The organism is Mesorhizobium sp. WSM4819, from assembly GCF_055811215.1.
Genome location: NZ_JBVVQO010000005.1, coordinates 126,184 through 146,470, shown reverse-complemented (window position 1 = coordinate 146,470; position 20,287 = coordinate 126,184). Strand labels below are relative to the sequence as shown.

General features: G+C 63.9%; 14 protein-coding genes. 9 read left to right on the top strand and 5 right to left on the bottom strand.

Going from position 1 to position 20,287, the window contains the following annotated elements:
* Positions 1-44: 44 nt before the first annotated feature.
* The 4 genes from AC0L18_RS07220 to AC0L18_RS07205 form a co-directional block, all read right to left on the bottom strand.
* On the bottom strand, positions 45-1,397 hold the full coding sequence (locus AC0L18_RS07220) for an FAD-binding oxidoreductase (protein WP_473491293.1): 1,353 nt from the start codon (positions 1,395-1,397) through the stop codon (positions 45-47).
* 2 nt (positions 1,398-1,399) lie between these two features.
* Positions 1,400-2,833, bottom strand: coding sequence for a UbiA family prenyltransferase (locus AC0L18_RS07215; protein WP_473491291.1), 1,434 nt, complete (start codon positions 2,831-2,833; stop codon positions 1,400-1,402).
* 260 nt (positions 2,834-3,093) lie between these two features.
* Positions 3,094-3,357: a hypothetical protein gene (locus AC0L18_RS07210; protein ID WP_091594431.1), complete on the bottom strand. Its 264-nt coding sequence runs from the start codon at positions 3,355-3,357 to the stop codon at positions 3,094-3,096.
* 186 nt (positions 3,358-3,543) lie between these two features.
* On the bottom strand, positions 3,544-6,033 hold the full coding sequence (locus AC0L18_RS07205) for a mechanosensitive ion channel family protein (protein ID WP_473491289.1): 2,490 nt from the start codon (positions 6,031-6,033) through the stop codon (positions 3,544-3,546).
* Positions 6,034-6,246: 213 nt separating this feature from the next.
* Between AC0L18_RS07205 and AC0L18_RS07200 the strand changes: the two genes are divergently transcribed.
* The 4 genes from AC0L18_RS07200 (at position 6,247) to AC0L18_RS07185 (ending at position 11,475) form a co-directional block, all read left to right on the top strand.
* Complete coding sequence (locus AC0L18_RS07200; RefSeq protein WP_473491287.1) at positions 6,247-7,506, top strand: sarcosine oxidase subunit beta; 1,260 nt, start codon at positions 6,247-6,249, stop codon at positions 7,504-7,506.
* Between the two features lie 87 nt (positions 7,507-7,593).
* Positions 7,594-7,890 (top strand): sarcosine oxidase subunit delta, encoded by a 297-nt coding sequence (locus AC0L18_RS07195; RefSeq protein WP_128166926.1) that lies wholly within the window; start codon positions 7,594-7,596, stop codon positions 7,888-7,890.
* A complete protein-coding gene (locus AC0L18_RS07190) occupies positions 7,887-10,895 on the top strand; it encodes a sarcosine oxidase subunit alpha (protein ID WP_473491285.1) in 3,009 nt (1,002 codons plus the stop codon). Before AC0L18_RS07195 ends, AC0L18_RS07190 begins: the two co-directional genes overlap by 4 nt.
* On the top strand, positions 10,888-11,475 hold the full coding sequence (locus AC0L18_RS07185; RefSeq protein ID WP_473491283.1) for a sarcosine oxidase subunit gamma: 588 nt from the start codon (positions 10,888-10,890) through the stop codon (positions 11,473-11,475). Before AC0L18_RS07190 ends, AC0L18_RS07185 begins: the two co-directional genes overlap by 8 nt.
* Positions 11,476-11,512: 37 nt before the next feature.
* Here the strand turns inward: AC0L18_RS07185 and AC0L18_RS07180 are convergent, their stop codons facing one another.
* A complete protein-coding gene (locus AC0L18_RS07180) occupies positions 11,513-12,217 on the bottom strand; it encodes a nitroreductase (protein WP_473491281.1) in 705 nt (234 codons plus the stop codon).
* Positions 12,218-12,529: 312 nt separating this feature from the next.
* Between AC0L18_RS07180 and AC0L18_RS07175 the strand changes: the two genes are divergently transcribed.
* The 5 genes from AC0L18_RS07175 to AC0L18_RS07155 are packed head-to-tail and all read left to right on the top strand — an operon-like array spanning position 12,530 to position 20,135.
* On the top strand, positions 12,530-13,117 hold the full coding sequence (locus AC0L18_RS07175) for a helix-turn-helix domain-containing protein (protein WP_473491280.1): 588 nt from the start codon (positions 12,530-12,532) through the stop codon (positions 13,115-13,117).
* Positions 13,118-13,133: 16 nt separating this feature from the next.
* Positions 13,134-15,587, top strand: coding sequence for a GcvT family protein (locus AC0L18_RS07170; RefSeq protein WP_473491278.1), 2,454 nt, complete (start codon positions 13,134-13,136; stop codon positions 15,585-15,587).
* A complete protein-coding gene (locus AC0L18_RS07165; RefSeq protein ID WP_473491277.1) occupies positions 15,584-16,483 on the top strand; it encodes a homocysteine S-methyltransferase family protein in 900 nt (299 codons plus the stop codon). The genes AC0L18_RS07170 and AC0L18_RS07165 overlap by 4 nt, the downstream gene beginning before the upstream one ends.
* On the top strand, positions 16,483-17,664 hold the full coding sequence (locus AC0L18_RS07160; RefSeq protein ID WP_473491275.1) for a pyridoxal phosphate-dependent aminotransferase: 1,182 nt from the start codon (positions 16,483-16,485) through the stop codon (positions 17,662-17,664). Before AC0L18_RS07165 ends, AC0L18_RS07160 begins: the two co-directional genes overlap by 1 nt.
* A complete protein-coding gene (locus AC0L18_RS07155) occupies positions 17,661-20,135 on the top strand; it encodes a GcvT family protein (RefSeq protein WP_473491274.1) in 2,475 nt (824 codons plus the stop codon). The genes AC0L18_RS07160 and AC0L18_RS07155 overlap by 4 nt, the downstream gene beginning before the upstream one ends.
* Positions 20,136-20,287 lie beyond the last annotated feature (152 nt).

The following is a 20,287-nucleotide window of genomic DNA, read 5'->3' as shown; positions in this document are numbered from 1 at the left end:
GCTTGAATTATCGATCTGTTTACCACGAACTATTCGAATGTTATCTATTCCGCGGCTTCGGCGGCTCCGTGTCGCGCCTCGAGCCTTTTCGCCGTTCGCGCCCAGAAACTCGACATGAAGGCGGGATCGCGGATCGCTTCGAGGCGTTGCCATTCCGGAAAGGAGGCTGCGAAAACGTCGTCGCCCATGCGGGCATCCTTGTAGGGATTGACCGCACCACCGGCATCGACCGTGATTTGGTCGAGCTCCTTCAGCAGCGCCAGCGTCGCCCTGCCACGGTTGGGGAAATCCAGCGTCAACGTGAAACCCGGCCGCGGGAACGATAGCACTGCCGGCGAGCGGACCCCGCCGAAGCGCTTCAGGACTGTGAGGAACGAGCCCTGCCCGGCACGTTTCGCCGCCGCAAGCAACGCCGGCACCACTCGGCGCGCGACGTCTTCCGGCATCACGCTCTGGTGCTGGAAAAGCCCATTCGGTCCATAGAGGCGGTTCCAGTTGCCGACGCCGTCGAGCGGAAAGAAGAAACCCTGGTAGCCGATCTGTCGCGGCGCCGTCGACCGGCCTTTCTTCCACCGGTAGAGGGCATTGAAGGCAGTCAGGAACGGCCGGTTGAGCACGTTGAACGGCGGCTGGAACGGCACCGAAAGATTTGCACCGGCCCGCAAGGCCACATGGGAGCCATGCTCGGCGTGATTGCCGGTGAACAGCAGCCCGCGCCCGCGACTGTGGCCGCCGGCAAGCTGGTCGATCCACGCGACGACGTATTCGTTGGCCTGATCGGCCGCGTCTGCAAGTTCGAAGAATTCGCCGAGGTCACGGAACGGCGTCACCTTCTCGATGATGTCGAGCGATGACACCCGCATCAGCCGGATCGATGCGGACAGTATCAGGCCAGTCAGCCCCATGCCGCCGATCGTCGCCGCGAACTGGCGTTCATTCTCGGTGGCCGAGCTGTAATGGGCCTGTCCGTCCGATCTGAGCAGCGTCAAGGATTCGACGTGGCAGCCGAAGGTGCCGCGCCGGTGATGGTTCTTGCCGTGAACGTCGTTGGCGATGGCGCCGCCGAGCGTGACGAACTGCGTGCCCGGGACGACGGCGGGAAAGAAGCCGTATGGCGCTGCATGGGCGATGATGTCGGACAGAAGCACGCCGGCCTCGGCCTCGATCACGCCGGTCTCGGCATTGAAGGCGCGGATCCTGTTCAGCGGCCGCATATCGATGATCGTGCCGGCCCCATTCTGGCAGGAATCGCCATAGGAGCGGCCGTTGCCGTAGGCGAGCAAAGCGTTTCTTGTCGCCTTGCCGCTCTTCAGCAACGCTACAGCGTCGTCCGCCGGGATCACATCGAGTGCCGGTGGCGTGGCAAGACCGAAGCTCTGGAACCGCTCCTGCCCCACGCCTACCAGCCTCCGACGACCAGAAACACAGCGCCGATGAGCACGACGATCTGGCTGCGCCAGTCGCGGATGATGAAGACGACCGGATCGTCATGCATCTGGTCGCGGCGGGCGAGAATCCAGACGCGCATGGTCAGGTAAAGCACGATCGGCGCCAGCGGCCAGACCAGCCAAGGATGCGGATAAAGTTCGCGCACCGCAGCGCTGTCCATATAGAGCGCCAGCACCAGCGCCGAGGAAAAGGCCGACGCCATGCCCGCCTGGGCGACGATCTCCTGGTCTTCGGTGCGGTAGCCGCGGCCGGCAATGCGCTCGCCGGCCGGAATGGCGGTCGTGCGCAGCTCGACAAACCGCTTCACCAGCGCCAGCGACAGGAAAAAGAAGATCGAGAAGGCCAGCAGCCAGAAAGAGACGTCGACGCCGGTTGCCGCGGCGCCCGCCAGAACGCGGATGGTGTAGAGACCGGCCAATGTCAGCACGTCGATCAGAAGCATGCGCTTGAACGACAGCGAATAGCCGGTGGTGATGACCATGTAGCCACCGAGCACGCCGAGGAACTCGATCGGCAGCAGAAGCCCTGCAGCAACGCCTGTTGCGAGCAGCACCATCATTGAACCGAGGCCGAACGGGATCGAAAGCGCGCCGCTGGCGAATGGCCGGTTGCGCTTGGTCGGGTGTTTGCGGTCGAGCGCGAGATCGAAGAAATCATTGAGGATGTAGATGGCGGAAGCGACTGCGCTGAACGAGACGAATGCCAGCAGGCATTCCCAGATCATGTCGGCGTTGAAGTATTCGTGCGACAGCACCATCGGCACTGCGATCAGCGAGTTTTTCAGCCACTGATGAACGCGCAGCATCTTGACGATGGTTCTGAATGTCGGTTTCGGCGCCGGCATGATTTCAGCACTGTGCGCGGCCTGCCAGCGCGCAGCATGACGGTCGGGCGCGACGACGATTGCCGTGCGCGCGGCGTCGAATACCTTAAGGTCGTGCCGACTGTTGCCGGCATAGTCGAAGCCGCCATCGCCATAGGCTGCGACAAGCGAGGCGCGCTTTCTGCCTGACGTCATGTTGTGGGGGCCGTCGGTCGCCAGGACGCGATCGAATATCCCGAGATGTGCGGCGATCGCCTCGGCGAATTTACGCGGCGTCCCGGTCGCCAGCACGATCTTGCGGCCTTCGCCATGTTCGGTGCGAAGGCGCTGAAGCAGCGCCTCGCGGTAGGGGAGCGACGCAGGATCGATGTCGATGCGTTGAGCGATGGCCTGCTTCAACCGCGCCGGCCCGCCGGCGAGCCAGAACGGCACCAGGAAAACATAGAGCGGATTCTTCTTGAGAAGGATGAACAGACCTTCCCACAACAGGTCCGTCGCGATCAGCGTGCCGTCGAGATCGACAGCAAGCGGGATTGCGTTCCTGTCCGACCGCGCATCCATTCTTCGTTGCCCTGCCTAAAAGCGCATGATCCCGAAAGCCGACCTTTCGGAAAGGATCAGGCGCCGATCCAAAACCCCATGCTTCGGCGTCTTCGGCCCGATATAGCGGGCAACAGCGCAGCGATCGTTAAAGCGTCCGGCCCGGCCTAGCTTGCGTGACGGTATTTTCCCTTTCATCGTTAAGTTTCGATAACCCGAAACGATCAAAGGCCGGGCATTTGCCCGGCCTTCTAAAAACTAGTCAACGTTTTTTGACGCGGTTACTTGATGCGGGCGACGCCGCCAGAGATTTCGATTGTTTCCGAACCGGTCAGCGCTTCGAGGTCGCCATTCGGCATGGTAACGAAACAGCCGGTCGGGCAGAATTCAGCGGTTTCGCCGGCGGCCAGCGCCAGCTCCGTCTTGCCACCGCCTTCGGTCACGACGAGGGTGCGGGTCTCGGCGTCCTTGTTGGTGGCGCTGGCGGCAAGGGCTGAACCACCCACGGCAAGAAAAGCGATGGCGGCGACGAGAGACTTCCACATTTGCAGTATCGGTGTTGCCACCGCCTCTGTTGCATTTCGCAAGGCATTCCCGCCGTTTGCATGTGAGCTTATATGAGATGCAAGCTGAACGGCAACTGAATGCCGCATTCATGCCGCAATTGCTTTGGCTGCGTACCGGAAGCGCAGGTATCGGCCGTTCGCAGGCCGGCTGAATATCAATAAACCCTAATCGGGATCCGGCTTGCGGGTCTTGCGCCCGGATCTGGCCAGGCGTTTCGTCTCGGCCACGGCTTCCGCCTTTGCTTGCTCCTGTTCGGCGAAATCGACCTCGATCTTGTCGTCATCGATCGGCCACGCTTCATGCTTCTTGGTCTCGACGACGGCGCGCGGCGCCGACGGAATTTCGATATGCTGATCGGCGAACACATCGAGGACGGCGAAACGAATGTCGTTCTGCACGATGTTGCCGTTCATCACGTCGGCCAGGAACACACGGATTTCGAATTCGAGAGCGGCCGCCCCGAAATTGGTGAACAGCACAAAGGGTTCCGGATTTTTCAGCACCAGCGGATGGCCGCGCGCAATCTCCAACAGCACAGCATGGGCCTGCTTGACGTTGCTGCCGTAGGCGACGCCGACCTTGATGTCGATGCGACCGAGCTTGTTGCGGTGCGTCCAGTTGCCGACCGCATTGTTGATCAGGTTTGAATTGGGCAGGATCACCGACTGGCGCTGGAACGTCTCGATCTCGGTGGCGCGCACGCTGATCTTCTTGACTGTGCCGCTGATCTCACCGGCGACGATCCAGTCGCCGACCTTGAACGGCCGCTCGGCCAAAAGGATCAGGCCGGAGACGAAGTTGGAGACGACATTCTGCAGGCCAAAGCCGATACCGAGCGACAGGGCGCCGGCGACAAGCGCCAGGTTGGAGAGATCGATGCCCGCCGCCGAGACGCCGACGAGGGCTGCGAGCGCGACGCCGGCATAGCCGACCGCCAGCCGGATCGAGTTGCGCACGCCGGTATCGACCTTGCCGCGCGCCATCACCGAGCCGTCGAGCCAGCCCTGGAACCAGCGCGTCAGGAAATAGCCGATGATGAAGACGATGATGCCGGTCAGGATGCCGGTCACCGAGATCGTCACCGAGCCGACGGTGAGGCCCGTCGCCAGCTTGTAGGCCCAGGCCTCGATGTCGCCGGGCTGGAAGCCCCACATCAACAGGATCAGCGGCAGGAACACCAGCACGATCATCAGGTTGATGGCGACGCTGACGACCAGGCCGAGCTGGTCGAGCGCGGACTCCTCATAACTGGAATTGGTCGATAGCCAGCGCCCGATCGACGTGTTGGCAAAGCCACCTTCCTCGCTGATCGCCCGCGCTGACAGGAAGCCGATATAGGCGGTCACCAGAATGGTACCGGTGACCACGACCTGCAGCGAGACGAAGATGGCAAGGCCGATATAGCCGAGCAGCGCCGTGGCAATGGTGAAAAGGCCTAGCGCGACAGCGGTGTAGCGCAGCCACGCCGGCCAGGGGCGCCAGCTTCCGTCGGTGGCCTTGAAGGGCTTCAGCAGCCCCATCAGGATCAGGATGATGCCGACGATGATGGTGGCGACAAAACTTCTGGCGATGGTCAGCGACAGCGGTGAGCCCATCGTGTCGTTGACGACCGACAGGAAATAGTTGACGCCGATCACCACCGCCGTGGCGGTCGTCAGCCGCACCAGCCAGCGTGCCGGGCCGGATTCAACGGGGATGAGCCGCCAGTTCGGCAGCCGCGGCTCCAGCGTCGCATTGGCCAGTCGGTTGACGCAGAACACCACCGCGATGACCCCGACCAGCGCATTCAGGAAAACGCCAATGTCGCCGCGCAACACATTGTAGTAGTTGAAAAAGAACACGGTCGAGACCAGGAAGACGCCGACCGCCAGCGTCGGCAGCAATGTCGACCAGAACGCCACCGACAACCGGCTGAGATAGGACGGATCTTCGACCGACGGGTCCGCTTCGAAGACACGCCCGAACAAACGCCGCCCACCGACAAAAAGCACCGCCGCCAGGGAAAGCGCCGTCAAGGTCGCGGCCAGCACCGCCTGGAACTTGAACTTGAAGACGAAGCTCAGCCACGACGACACTGCCTTGTTGAAGCCGGTAAATTCACCATTGGCATCGGAAATGACCTCAGGGCTCAACGCGTCGGACAGCACGTAGCGCTTGGTGAGCAGATTGCGAAACAGCTCGCTGCGCATATTGCCGATCTTGGCGATGAGGCCGCTGATGCGGATCGACAGGTTTTGCGCCGCGGCGATGACTGCATTGATCTCGGCCTTTTCGGACGCCAGCGCCTGGCGTTCGCTGGTCACGATGTCGGGTTCGGGCGGCTGGCCCGCGGCCGGCGGCGCCCCGAGTTGATCGAGCCTTGCGTTGATCTCCGAAAGGCGCGGGCGGAAGGCAAGAGCGCTGTTCAGCGCACCTTGCGACATTTCCTCGAACTGCAGGCGGATGTCGACAAGGCTGGCGTCGTCGTCACCGTCCTCCTGGATTTTCTTTTCGAGATTGTCGGTCTTTGTCGTCAGGTCCTGCAGGATTTTTTGCTGGTCGGCGACCACCCCAGAGACAGCCTGGTCAAGCCCCTGCGCCGCCGCATCAATCGACAGCCGCGCCGAGGCGACGATCGCCAGGACCAGAACGAAGCGGAGCAGTCGGAAAAGCATGATCGTTTGGCGACTCACAGGCGGTAAGGCGTTCTAAAGCTCGCCCTTGATAAAGACGCTCATACCGGGGAGCAAGCCGTCCCGCCCTGCCCGCCTTCGGAGTCGGCCAGTCGAAAAGCGATGGCGCAATATTGGCTTTGCGGCAGCGGCCTGCTCTATAATGTGCCGCATCGCCCAAAACGGCTGACGAAAGCCAGAACGGACAACAAAAGAATGGCGGAATATTCGGCCTTCTCGCTTCTCAAAAATGCGCTGACCGGCAACAAGGACTGGAAACCGGCCTGGCGCAAGCCGGACCCGAAGGCGTCCTACGACGTGATCGTCATCGGCGGTGGCGGCCATGGTCTGTCGACCGCCTATTATCTCGCCAAGGAGCACGGCATCACCAACGTGGCAGTGCTGGAAAAGGGCTGGCTCGGCTCCGGCAATGTCGGCCGCAACACGACAGCCGTCCGCTCCAACTACCTGCTGCCGGCCAACACGCGCTTCTACGAACATTCGATGAAGCTGTGGGAGAACCTGTCGCACGATCTCAACTACAACGTCATGTTCTCGCAGCGCGGCTGCCTCAACCTCGCGCACACGCCCGCCCAGCTCGACGATTTTGCCCGCCGCGGCAACGCCATGCGCCATCTCGGCGTCGACGCCGAACTGATGACCACGGCCGAGATCGCGCGCCTGGTGCCGGCGCTGGACGTCTCCGCCACGGCGCGCTTCCCAATCGTCGGCGGCCTGATGCAGCGGCGCGCCGGCACCGCCCGCCACGATGCCGTCGCCTGGGGCTATGCGCGCGGCGCCGACCGCCGTGGCGTCGACATCATCGAGAATTGCGAGGTCACCGGCTTCCTGCGCGACGGCGACCGCATATCAGGCGTCACGACCTCGCGCGGCGAGGTTCGCGCCAGGAAGGTGGCGGTCGCGGTGGCCGGCAGCACCGGGCAAGTCATGCGGCTCGCCGGCATCGATACGATGCCGATCGAGAGCCACGTGCTGCAGGCTTTTGTGACGGAATCGGTGAAGCCGTTCATCAACACGGTCCTGACTTTCGGCATGGGCCATTTCTACATGTCGCAGTCGGACAAGGGCGGCCTTGTCTATGGCGGTGACCTCGACGGCTACAACAGCTACGCCCAGCGCGGCAGTTTGCCTGTTGTCGACGAGGTGATGAGCGAGATGCTGGCGCTGTTTCCGGGTCTCGCCCGGGTTCGCATGCTGCGCTCCTGGGGTGGCGTCTGCGACATGTCGATGGACGGTTCTCCGATCATCACCACCGGCCCGCTGCCGGGCATGTATCTCAACTGCGGCTGGTGCTACGGCGGCTTCAAGGCGACGCCGGTCTCCGGCTGGTGCTTTGCCTGGACCATCGCCAAGGATGAACCGCACGACATCAACGCGCCCTTCACGCTGGATCGCTTCCATCGCGGACTGGTGATCGACGACAAGGGCCAGGGCGCGACGCCGCGGCTGCATTAGACCATGATCCCGAACCGCAGGTCGGCGTATCAAAGAGTGGAAACCGGTTTCGGCCAAGATCATGGTCAAACGAGAAGATACAATCGCATGCTGATTACCTGCCCCTATTGCGGCCCGCGCGACGTCATCGAGTTCACCTATCAGGGTGACGGCAACCGCGAGCGCCCTCAGCCTGCCTCGCAGGACCTCGATGCCTGGAACGCCTATGTCTATGACCGATTGAACCCGGCGGGTGACCACAACGAGATCTGGCAGCATTCCGGCGGCTGCCGTGCCCATCTCAGGGTCGTGCGCAACACGCTGACACACGAGATCTCCAGCGTCGCGTTCACGCGCGGCGACCACAAAGTGGCTGCCCGGCACAAGGCGGAGGGCAAGTCATGAGCCCGCGCCGCACCGATGCCGGTGGCCGGATCGACCGGCTGCGAACCATCCGGTTCACCTTCGACGGCGCGCCTTACACCGGCCATGCCGGCGACACCCTTGCCTCAGCGCTGCTGGCCAATGGCGTCACCCTGTTCGGACGCTCGTTCAAATATCACCGTCCTCGCGGGGTGCTGACAGCAGGCGTCGAGGAACCGAACGCCCTGGTGACAGTGTTGCGGGGCGACGTTCGCGAGCCCAACATCGCCGCGACCATGGTCGAGATCCATGATGGGCTGACCGCCGTCAGCCAGAACCGCTTTCCATCGCTGGCCTGGGATGTCAGCGCCGCCAACCAGCTCGGCGGCAAGCTTCTGTCCGCCGGCTTCTATTACAAGACCTTCATGGGGCCCGCGATCGGCCCGCTGAAGAGCACGCGTTTCTGGATGTTCTGCGAGCATTTCATCCGCCGCGCCGCCGGTCTCGGCCGCGCCGGGACGGCTGCCGACACGGCGCGTTACGAGCGCATGAACGCCTTCTGCGATGTGCTGGTGGTCGGTTCCGGTCCGGCCGGACTGATGGCCGCCAGGGCAGCCGCCGATCAGGGCGCGCGTGTCATCCTCAGCGACCTCGAACCGCATTTCGGCGGCTCGGCCAACTGGTCGGGCGAGACGATCGACGGGATGCCCGGGGCCGACTGGGCAGCGCGAGCCGCCGGCCAGCTCGAAGGCTATGACAATGTCCGCCTGCTGCCACGCACCACGGTCTGGGGCTATTACGACGGCAACACGCTCGCCGCGTTTGAACGGGTTGCCGACCATAAGGAGAGGCCCGGCAAGGGCGAACCACGCCAACGCTACTGGATCATTCGCGCCAAGTCGGTGGTGCTGGCCACCGGCTCCTTCGAGCGGCCGCTGGTGTTTCCGGGCAACGATCGGCCGGGAGTGATGCTGGCGCATGCCGCCGAGCGCTACGCCAACGAGTACGGCGTGCTGGCGGGCAACAGGATCGCACTGTTCACCAACAATGACAGCGCCTATCGCTCCGCCCTGGCGCTGAAGAAGGCCGGCGCGGCGATTGTCGCGATCGTCGACGTGCGGCCGGAGCTTTCGAGCGAGATGCGCGAGTTCGCCGATGAAGCGGAAGCCAAGATCCTTTTCGGTCACGCCGTGGTCGCCACCGAAGGCGGCAAGGCGCTGTCCGGCGTCAAGGTGCAGCGCTTCGACATGGTCAACGGCGCGCTTGCCGGCGAGGCGCGCAGCATTCAAGCCGACTGCCTGCTGATGTCGGGAGGCTGGTCGCCGACCATCCATCTGGCCAGCCAGGCCGGCGCCAAGGCGGAATGGAATGCCGCCAGACAAGCCTTCCTGCCACCGAAGCCAACCCAGCAATGGCCGACCCAGCGATGGATTGGCGCCGGCGCTTTCACCGGCAGCTTTTCAACCGCCGAGGCGATCGCCGAAGGCCGCGCCGCCGGGCTTTCGGCGACAGGTGGAACAGGCGTGCCTACGGCCCTGCCGGTCGTCGAAGCCGCACCGGGCGGTCCCGACCCGGCGCCGGTGTTCGAGATCAGGGCCAATGGAAAAAGCTTCGTCGATTTCCAGCACGACGTGACCGCGGAGGATGTACGGCTTGCATATCGCGAAGGCTTCGTCTCGGTCGAGCATCTGAAGCGCTACACCACGCTCGGCATGGCGACCGACCAGGGCAAGAGTTCCAACATACCCGGCCTCGCCATCATGGCCGAGGCTCTGGGCAAGCCGATTCCCGAAGTCGGCACGACACGCTTTCGCCCACCTTTTTCGGCCGTGTCGATCGGCTCACTCGCCGCCGAGCGTTTCGGCGACCTGAGGCCCCAACGGTTGACGCCGATGCATGACTGGCACGTCGCCAACGGCGCGACCATGTATTCGGCCGGCCTCTGGTATCGCCCGATGATCTATGGCGATCCCGGCGAGACGATCGAGCAGGCCTATGTGCGCGAAGCCAGGGCGACGCGCGAGAGCGCCGGCATCGTCGATGTCTCGACGCTGGGCAAGATCGCCGTGCAGGGCCCGGACGCGGCGGAATTCCTCGACCAGGTTTACACCAACATGTTCTCGACATTGGCCGTCGGCAAGGCCCGCTACGGGTTGATGCTGCGCGAGGACGGCCTCGCCTTCGACGACGGCACGACGTGGCGGCTCGGCGAACAGGACTTCCTGATGACCACCACGACCGCCAATGCCGGCAAGGTGATGCAGCAACTGGAGTATTTCCTCGACGTCATCTGGCCGGGGCTTAAGGTCCATGTCACCTCGGTGACCGACGAGTGGGCGGGTGCGGCGATCGGCGGGCCAAAGGCGCGAGCCATTCTTGCTGCCTGCGTCACCGGCACCGCCGTCGACAACGCAACCCTGCCTTTCATGGGCATCGTGCACGGCAAGATATCAGGCGTGCCGGTGATGATCTGCCGGCTTTCCTTCTCCGGCGAAATGGCCTTCGAAGTCTACTCCGGCGCCGGCTACGGCGCCCATGTCTGGGAAGCCTTGTTCGAAGCCGGCAAGCCGTTCGGACTGGTGACCTACGGGCTTGAGGCGCTTGGCACGTTGCGCATCGAGAAAGGCCACGTCACCGGCGCCGAGATCGACGGCCGAACCACCGCACGCGACCTGCATCTCGACTGGATGCTGTCCAGGAAGAAGCCCTTCATCGGCTCGGCGATGATGGATCGCGAGGGCCTGATCGCGCCTGGCCGCCTGGAACTCGTCGGCCTGATTTCGCTGGACAACCAGCCGCTCAACGGCGGCGCGCACATCGTCGAAGCGCTTGACGAAGCCAATCCGCACGATTCCATCGGCCACATCACCGCTTGCTGTTATTCGCCGGCGCTCGGCAAGTACATCGCGCTCGCTCTGGTCAAGGACGGCAAGGCACGGCGCGGCACGCGCGCCCATATCTCCGATCCTCTGCGCAACCGGTTCGGCCCGGTCGAGATCGTCTCCAATCACTTCTTTGATCCGGACGGGAGCCGCATGCATGGTTGAGCGCCAATCCCCGCTTGAACTGGAGCTGCGCACCGGCTCGCATGGCGATTTCGAACACGGCATCGAGGTCATCCTCTCCGAAACCAGGCCGGGATCGATCCTGCAGCTCGCTGCCTGGCCGGGCCAGGAGAAGGCGTTGATAGCAGGCATTCGCACCGTTACCGGCCTTGCGCTGCCCGACGGCGCCGGCGCCGGCAGCACCAACGGCGTGAGGTCGGTGTTCGGATTTGCACCGGGAAAATTCACCGTGGTCGACGAAGCCGAGGGCCTGGCATCGGCCTTTGCCAATGTCGTCACCCCTGATATCGGCACGGTGACCGACCTGTCGCACGGCCGCACCGCGATCCGCATCGCCGGACCGAAGGCGGAATGGGTGCTGGCAAAGTTCTTCGCCATCGACTTCGCGCTGCCGGCCTTCCCGGTCGGTGCCGGCCGCTCGACCATGCATCATGATGTCTTCGCCCAGATCCAGCGCACCGGCGCCGACCAGTTCGACATCTATGTGTTCCGCTCGTTTGCGCGCTCGTTCTGGAGAGCGCTCTGTCACGCCAGCGAGGAAGTCGGCTACGAAGTGCAGTAGACCGACGCGGCGCGTCTTCACCACGCTTGGCGTCACCTCAACTGGCGAACGTCACCCACTCTTCCAGCGGCGCGCGGTCGGTGCGGAACGCGTTTTCGGGCTTGGATGTGTCCTCACGGCCAAGCGCCATGCCGCAGACGACGATCTCCTCGTCGGGAATGTTGAGCACCGGCCTGATCTGCTTGTGATAGGGTGCAAAGGCCGCCTGCGGGCAGGTGTGCAGGCCCCTGCCCCGCGCCGCCACCATGATGTTCTGCAGGAACATGCCGTAATCGATCCACGACCCCTTGTTCAGCCGCCGGTCGACGGTGAAGATCATGCCGACCGGCGCGTCGAAGAAGACGAAGTTGCGGTCGTGCTGCGCGCGCATCCTGTCGACCTCACGCCGGCCGATGCCGAGCACGCTGTAGAGGCCGAAGCCGTTGGCCCGCCGCCGGGTCAGATAGGGCTCGAAGAACTGGTCGGGATAGTAGCGATACTCGTCCCACTCGGCCTTTTCGGCACGGATGCCGGAGTTGAGGATGGCGTCGGTGATCCGCTGCTTGACCTCGCCCTTGGTCACGTAGACCCGCCAGGGCTGCATGTTGGTGCCCGAAGGCGCACGCGCGGCAACGGCGAGTATGGCGCGGATCGTCTCGTCGTCGACCATGTCGGGCAGGAACGCCCGCACCGAACGGCGCGACGTCATCGCCTCGTCGACGATCGCCGCGCCATCCGTAATCTTAGTCCTGTTTTCCAGCATGGGCGTCCCTTTGCGCGTGCCCCGGAAACCGGAATCAATTCCGGAAAGGATACATGCGCCGTCTAGAAATGAGAGAGCACCATTGCGGTCCAATTTGACGCATGGCGCTCTAACGCAAGCCTCGACCGGACGCCCTCACTCGCCGTTCGTGGCCGAGCCTTTGCCTGAACCGTCAAAACGGCGCAAGCAAATCTTGTGGCCCCATGAAAATTCTCTTGATTTTTTCACGAACCTGACCCCTGATGAAATTTGCCCTCAATTTTTCACCAGGGGGAACTTTTCACCAGACAGATTTTTACCGAGAGAAAAGCTTTGACCTCGACCGCCGTAAGATCGGAGCAGGAAAACCGCGAACGGCTGCTGGCCGGCGATATCAGGGCGCTGCGCAGGGCGCGCGGGCTGACGCTTGCCGAGACCGGCCTGAAGCTCGGCCGCTCGGTCGGCTGGGTCAGTCAGGTCGAGCGCGGCCTGTCGATACCGTCGCTTAGCGATCTCAGCGGCTTCGCGGAATTGTTCGGCGTGCCGGTCAGCCTGTTCTTCAGCCACGACGTGCCCGTCGAGAACGAGCGCGGCGTGGTCGTGCGCGCCGGCAGCCGCCGCACGCTTGGCACAAGCGATTCCGGCCTGGTGGAGGAGCTTCTTTCGCCCGATCTCGGCGGTAGCTTCGAGATGCTGCGTTCGGTCTTCGCGCCGGGTGCTGAACTGAAGACCGAAGCCCGCCGGCCGACGGAGGAAGCCGGATATGTCGCTTCCGGCAGCTTCGACATCGAGATATCAGGCGTCTGGCACCGGCTTGGTGAGGGTGACTCGTTTCGCTTCGACGGCAAGCCGTTCCGCTGGCGCAATCCCGGTGCGGAGCCGGCGGTGGTCATCTGGGTGGTTTCGCCACCTGTCTACTAGAGGTCTGGAGAAGAATATGGCCGGTTTGCCGACCACGGCACGCGTGGTGATCATCGGAGGCGGTGTCGTCGGTGCGTCGGCGCTCTACCATCTCGCAAAGGCGGGCTGGACCGACTGCGTGCTCCTCGAAAAGAACGAGCTCACCTCCGGCTCGACCTGGCATGCGGCCGGCAACGTGCCGACCTTCTCCTCGTCATGGTCGCTGATGAACATGCAGCGCTATTCGACCGAGCTCTATCGCGGGCTGGCCGACGCGGTCGGCTATCCCATGAACTACCATGTCACCGGCTCGCTCAGGCTGGCCCATACAGCCCAGCGCATGCAGGAGTTTCAGCGCGCCAAGGGCATGGGCCGCTACCAGGGCATGGACATCGATGTGGTCGGGCTCGACGAGATCAAGCGCCGCTACCCGTTCATCGAAACGCATGAATTGAAGGGCGCGCTCTACGATCCGAGCGACGGCGACATCGACCCGGCGCAGTTGACCCAGGCGCTGGCCAAGGGCGCCCGCGACCTGGGTGCGAAGATCATTCGCTTCTGTCCGGTCACCGGCGTGCGCCGCGACAAGGACGAGTGGGTGGTCGAGACCGCTCAGGGCGAGATCCGCTGCGAGATCGTCGTCAATGCCGCCGGCTACCGTGCGGCCGAAGTCGGCAGGATGTTCGGCCGCGACGTGCCGATGATGGTGATGAGCCATCAATATATCCTGTTCGAGGAAATCCCCGAACTGGCCGCGTGGTCGAAGGAGCAGGGCAAGAAACTGCCGCTGCTGCGCGACGTCGACACCTCCTATTATCTGCGCCAGGAAAAGAACGGCATGAATCTCGGCCCCTATGAGCGCAATTGCCGTGCCCATTGGGTCGGCCACAACGATCCGATGCCAGACGATTTTTCGTTCCAGCTGTTCCCCGACGATCTCGACCGGCTCGAGGACTATCTGGCCGATGCCGTCGCCCGGGTGCCGATTCTCGGCACCGCCGGCCTGTCCAAGGTCATCAACGGCCCGATCCCCTACGCGCCGGACGGCAACCCGCTGATCGGCCCGATGCCCGGCGTGCCGAACGCCTTCGAGGCCTGCGTCTTCACCTTCGGCATCGCCCAGGGCGGCGGCGCCGGCAAGGTGCTGGCCGAATGGGTGACTGAAGGCCAAACCGAATGGGACATGTGGTCCTGTGATCCGCGCCGCTTCACCAGCTTTGCCTCGGCCCCGGATTACTGCGTCGCCAAGGGCATGGAAATCTACGGCAACGAATACGCCATCCAGTTCCCGCGCCATGCCTGGCCGGCAGGGCGCGACCGCAAACTGTCGCCGATCCACGATCGCATCAAGGCGCTCGGCGCTTGCTTCGACGCCTATAATGGCTGGGAGCGCGCCACCTGGTACGCGCAAGCCGGCGACGACGTCTCGGAAACCGCGACGCTGACCTTCCGCCGCGACGGGCCGTGGCAGCATCGCGTGCGCGAAGAATGCCTTGCCGTGCGCGATGCCGCCGGCATTTTGGACCTGCCCGGGTTCTCCCGCTTCAATCTCGACGGTCCGGGCGCGGCCGACTGGTTGAGCCAACAGATCACCGGCCTGGTGCCGAAACCCGGCCGCATCGGCCTCGTCTATTTTGCCGACGACAAGGGCCGCATCGTCACCGAAATGTCTGCCGTTCGCCACGACGAGAATTTGATGACGCTGATCACCGCCGCGGTGGCGCAATGGCACGATTTTGAATGGCTGAAATGGCGCATGCCGAAGGACGCCTCGTTCAGGCTGGTCGACCGGACCGAGGAATACGCCACGCAGATCCTCGCCGGGCCCAATTCGCGAAAAATCCTCACCGATATCTGCGCCGCCGACCTTGCCCTGCCCTGGCTGACCCACCAGGAGACGACAATTGCCGGCCGTTGGGCAAGGCTGGTGCGCGTGTCCTTCGCCGGCGAACTCGGCTGGGAAATCCACACCAGGATCGACGACACCGCCACCGTATTCGACGCCGTCTGGGCGGCAGGGCAGAAGCATGGCCTGAAGCCGTTCGGCATGTACGCGCTGGATTCATTGCGGCTTGAAAAATCCTATCGCGCCTGGAAAGGCGACCTGTCGACCGACTATTCGATCCTGCAGGGTGGGCTGGAGCGTTTCGTGAAATGGGACAAGCCGGATTTCCGTGGCAAGGCGGCGCTGCAAAACGAGAAGCAGCAGGGCGTCAAGAAGCGCTTTGTCACGCTGGTCGTCGAAAACCCCGGCGACTGCGACGCGCCAACCATGTCGACGCTGTGGCATGACGGCCGGATCGTCGGCGAGACGACGTCCGGCGGCTGGGGTCATCGGATGGACAGGTCGATCGCGCTCGGCGTGCTGCGCGCCGACCTGACTGAGCCGGGAACTGCGATCGAGGTCGAGATCTTCGGCGAGCGCTTCAAGGCGGTCGTGCAGAAGGACGAACCGCTGTGGGATCCAAACAACGAGAGGTTGCGCGCATGAATTCAGTCATTCTCACCGACGGCGGCATGGGCCAGGAACTGGTCCGCCGCAGCAAGTCCGAGCCGACGCCGCTATGGTCGGCCAGGGTGCTGATCGACGAACCGGATCTGGTGCGCGACCTGCATGCGGAGTTCATTCGGGCCGGCGCCCGCGTCATCACCATCAACACCTATTCCGCAACCCCCGAGCGGCTGGCGCGCGAGGGCGCGGAAGAGCTGTTCAAGCCGCTGCAGCAGCGCGGCATAGAACTGGCAAGGCAAGCGCGCGACCAGGCCGGCGACGCGGCAATCGCCGGCTGCCTGTCGCCGCTGTTCGGCAGCTACGCACCGGCCCTGACGATATCCTTCGAGGATACGCTCGACATCTACCGCCGCATCGTTGCCGAGCAGGCCGACGGTGTCGATCTATTCCTGTGCGAGACCATGGCGTCGGCCGAGGAGGCGCGCGCGGCTGTCACCGCCGCGTCGGAAAGCGGCAAGCCGGTGTGGGTGTCGTGGACGCTCGCCGATCACGGCGCGCCGCGGCTGCGCAGCGGCGAAACCATAGCGGCGGCAGCAAGAGCTCTCGACGGCCTGCCGGTCGCAGCCAGGCTGATCAATTGCTGCCGGCCCGAAGCCATTGCTGCAGCGCTGCCCGAACTGATCGCTCTCGGCGGGCCGGTTGGCGCCTATGCCAACGGCTTCACCTCGGTCGAGGCGCTCAAGCATGGCGGCACGGTGGAAGTGCTGCACGCCCGCCACGACCTCGATCCGGATGCCTATGCCGACCACGCGGTCGGCTGGGTCGAGGCCGGCGCCGACATCGTCGGCGGCTGCTGCGAAGTCGGGCCGCCTCATATCGCCGCCCTGCGTGACCGGCTCGAACAGGCCGGCTACGAAATTTCGGGAGTAGCATAATGCCCAGGCCGTCATCGCGCATTTCCGGCATCGTGCCTTCCGGCAAGGACGGCTGGGAGGTCCATTTCGCCGCCTGGACGCGCAAGCAGGCCGGCGAGGACATCATCATGCTGTCGGTCGGCGACCATGATTTCGACACGCCGGCGCAGACGATCGAAGCCTGCGTGACCGCGGTTCGCGCCAGCAATCACCACTATACCCCGCTTGCCGGTATTCCGCGCCTGCGCCAGGCAATGGCGGCGGCCTCGACCGCCTGCACCGGCGTTGCGACCAACCCCGACCAGGTCATCGCTACGCCGGGCGGGCAGGCGGCACTTTATGCGGCGGTGCAGGCCGTTCTCGACCAGGGCGACCATGCCATCGTGGTGGCGCCCTATTACGCGACCTACCCCAACACCTTCAGTGCGGCGGGCGCCGATTTCACCGTGGTCGAGACACCGGCCGAGGATGGTTTCCAGCCGCGTGCCGCCGACATTCGCGCCGCACTTCGGCCGAACACCCGCGCCATCCTGATCAACACGCCGAACAACCCGACGGGTGCCGTCTATTCGCGCCAGCGGCTGGAAGAGCTGGCGCAGATCTGCCGGGAGCATGACCTCTGGCTGCTGTCGGACGAGGTCTATTGGACACTGGGCGGCGGCGAGCACGTCTCGCCGCGTTCGCTGCCCGGCATGGCGGAACGCACGCTGGTCATCAATTCCATGTCGAAGAGCCACGGCATGACCGGCTGGCGGATGGGCTGGCTGAGCGGGCCCGAACAGATGATCTCGCTGCTGACCAACCTCAATCTGGTGACCACCTACGGCCTGCCGGCGTTCATCAGCCTCGCTTGCGCCGAGGCGCTGGAAAACGGCTACGGAGTCAAGGAGATCGCCGAACGCTATGCCGCACGGCGCAGCGTCGTCCTCGATGCCATGCGCGGCATGAACAACGTCACCGTGCGCGGCTCCGAAGGCGGCATGTATGTCATGCTCGACATCTCGGCTCTCGAGCCGGACGACGAGAAATTCGCCTGGGCCCTGCTCGACAAGGAAAAGGTCGGCGTGATGCCCGGCTCGAGTTTCGGCGAGGCCGCCGCCGGTCATATTCGCGTCAGCCTCTGCCAGCCCGAGGCGGTGCTTCTGGAAGCAACCCTTCGCTTGCGCCGCTTCGCGTCCAGCTACCGCCGCGAGGCCGCATGAGCGCCCTGCCCCAGAAAACCATTCTGGCCAAAACCATTCCTTCCAAGGCGAGGGCCGTCATCATCGGCGGCGGCGTCTCCGGCTGCTCGGTCGCCTATCATCTGGCCAAGCTCGGCTGGACCGACATCGTGCTGCTCGAACGCAAGCAGCTGACATCGGGCACGACATGGCATGCCGCCGGCCTGATCGGCCAGTTGCGCGGTTCGCAGAACATGACACGGCTGGCGAAATATTCGGCCGACCTCTACGTCAGGCTGGAGGCCGAGACCGAAGTCGGCACCGGCATGCGCCAGGTCGGTTCGATCACCGTGGCGCTGACCGAGGAACGCAAGCACGAGATTTATAGGCAGGCGTCGCTCGCCCGCGCGTTCGATATTGACGTGCGCGAGATTTCGCCAAACGAAGTCAAGCAGATGTACCCGCATCTTAATGTTTCCGATGTGGTCGGCGCCGTGCATCTGCCGCTCGACGGCCAATGCGACCCGGCCAATATCGCCATGGCGCTGGCCAAGGGTGCGCGCCAGCGCGGTGCGACGATCGTCGAGAATGTGAAGGTCACCAAGGTCCACACCAGGGATGGCCGCGTCACCGGCGTTTCCTGGACGCAGGGCGACGAGCAAGGCATGATCGAGGCCGACATCGTCGTCAATTGCGCCGGCATGTGGGCACGCGAGCTTGGCGCCCAGAACGGCGTCAGCATCCCGCTGCATGCCTGCGAGCATTTTTATCTCGTCACCGAACCGATCCCCGGCCTGACCCGGCTGCCGGTGCTGCGCGTGCCGGACGAGTGCGCCTACTACAAGGAAGATGCCGGCAAGATGATGCTCGGCGCCTTCGAGCCGGTGGCCAAGCCGTGGGGCATGGACGGCATAAGCGAAGATTTCTGCTTCGATCAGTTGCCCGAGGATTTCGAACATTTCGAGCCGATCCTCGAAATGGGCGTCAACCGCATGCCGATGCTGGCCAGCGCCGGCATCCACACTTTCTTCAACGGCCCCGAGAGTTTTACGCCTGATGATCGCTATTATCTCGGCGAGGCGCCGGAGCTTTCCGGCTACTGGATGGCGACCGGCTACAACTCCATCGGCATCGTCTCCTCAGGCGGCGCCGGCATGGCGCTGGCGCAATGGATCAACGATGGCGAAGCACCCTTCGATCTGTGGGAGGTCGACATCCGCCGCGCCCAGCCGTTCCAAAAAAACCGCCGCTATCTCAGAGAGCGCGTCTCCGAGACGCTCGGCCTGCTCTACGCCGATCATTTTCCGTACCGGCAGATGGCGACCTCTCGGAACGTCAGGCGCTCCCCGCTGCATGAACATCTGAAGGCACGCGGCGCGGTGTTCGGCGAGGTTGCCGGCTGGGAGCGGGCCAACTGGTTCGCGCGTAAAGACCAGGAGCGCGAGTACCGCTATTCCTGGAAACGGCAGAACTGGTTCGACAACCAGCGCGACGAACATCTGGCGATCCGCAACGGCGTCGGCCTGTTCGACATGACTTCGTTCGGCAAGATCCGTGTCGAGGGCCGCGATGCCTGCGCCTTCCTGCAGAGGCTTTGCGCCAACGACGTGGAGATGGCGCCGGGCAAGATCGTCTACACCCAGATGCTCAACCAGCGCGGTGGCATCGAGAGCGACCTTACCGTCTCGCGGCTGTCTGAGACCACTTTTTTCCTCGTCGTGCCGGGCGCCACGCTACAGCGTGATCTCGCCTGGTTGAAAAAACATCTCGCCGATGAATTCGTCGTCATCACCGATGTCACCGCGGCCGAGGCCGTGCTCTGCCTGATGGGCCCGGATTCGAGGAAGCTGATTCAAAAGCTGAGCCCGAACGATTTCTCCAACGAAACCAATCCGTTCGGAACGTTTCAGGAGATAGAAATCGGCATGGGGCTGGCCCGCGCCCATCGCGTGACCTATGTCGGCGAACTCGGCTGGGAGCTTTACGTCTCGACCGACCAGGCCGCACACGTGTTCGAAGCGATCGAGGCGGCCGGCGCCGATGTCGGCCTGAAGCTTTGCGGCCTGCACACGCTGGATTCCTGCCGCATCGAAAAGGCCTTCCGGCATTTCGGCCACGACATCACCGACGAGGACAATGTGCTGGAGGCAGGCCTTGGATTCGCAGTGAAGACTGCCAAGGGCGATTTTCTTGGCCGCGATGCCGTGCTGAGGAGACAAGAAACCGGATTGAACCGGCGGCTGGTGCAATTCCGCCTGAAAGACAGGCAACCCTTGCTCTTCCACAACGAAGCGATCCTGCGCGACGGCAAGATTGTCGGCCCGGTCACCTCGGGCAATTACGGCCATCATCTCGGCGGCGCCGTCGGCCTCGGCTACGTGCCTTGCCAGGGCGAGAGCGAGGCGGATGTGCTATCGTCTTCCTACGAGATCGAGATCGCCGGCGAGCGCTTCGCCGCGGAAGTGTCGCTGAAGCCGATGTATGATCCGAAAGCGGAACGGGTGCGGATGTAGAGCGCCCTTCCCTTCTCCCCTTGTGGGAGAAGGTGGCCGAGCGAAGCTCGGTCGGATGAGGGGTGTTCCAGCTTGGCACCCCCGCACTCCGTCCAGCACCCCTCATCCGTCTCGGCGCTGCGCGCCGATCCACCTTCTCCCACAGGGGGAGA

Bases quoted from the DNA above. Each gene is read 5' to 3' on its own strand.
- AC0L18_RS07215 (WP_473491291.1), bottom strand. From the start codon at position 2,833: ATGGATGCGCGGTCGGACAGGAACGCAATCCCGCTTGCTGTCGATCTC.
- AC0L18_RS07210 (WP_091594431.1), bottom strand. From the start codon at position 3,357: ATGTGGAAGTCTCTCGTCGCCGCCATCGCTTTTCTTGCCGTGGGTGGT.
- AC0L18_RS07205 (WP_473491289.1), bottom strand. From the start codon at position 6,033: ATGCTTTTCCGACTGCTCCGCTTCGTTCTGGTCCTGGCGATCGTCGCC.
- AC0L18_RS07200 (WP_473491287.1), top strand. From the start codon at position 6,247: ATGGCGGAATATTCGGCCTTCTCGCTTCTCAAAAATGCGCTGACCGGC.
- AC0L18_RS07195 (WP_128166926.1), top strand. From the start codon at position 7,594: ATGCTGATTACCTGCCCCTATTGCGGCCCGCGCGACGTCATCGAGTTC.
- AC0L18_RS07190 (WP_473491285.1), top strand. From the start codon at position 7,887: ATGAGCCCGCGCCGCACCGATGCCGGTGGCCGGATCGACCGGCTGCGA.
- AC0L18_RS07185 (WP_473491283.1), top strand. From the start codon at position 10,888: ATGGTTGAGCGCCAATCCCCGCTTGAACTGGAGCTGCGCACCGGCTCG.
- AC0L18_RS07180 (WP_473491281.1), bottom strand. From the start codon at position 12,217: ATGCTGGAAAACAGGACTAAGATTACGGATGGCGCGGCGATCGTCGAC.
- AC0L18_RS07170 (WP_473491278.1), top strand. From the start codon at position 13,134: ATGGCCGGTTTGCCGACCACGGCACGCGTGGTGATCATCGGAGGCGGT.
- AC0L18_RS07165 (WP_473491277.1), top strand. From the start codon at position 15,584: ATGAATTCAGTCATTCTCACCGACGGCGGCATGGGCCAGGAACTGGTC.
- AC0L18_RS07160 (WP_473491275.1), top strand. From the start codon at position 16,483: ATGCCCAGGCCGTCATCGCGCATTTCCGGCATCGTGCCTTCCGGCAAG.
- AC0L18_RS07155 (WP_473491274.1), top strand. From the start codon at position 17,661: ATGAGCGCCCTGCCCCAGAAAACCATTCTGGCCAAAACCATTCCTTCC.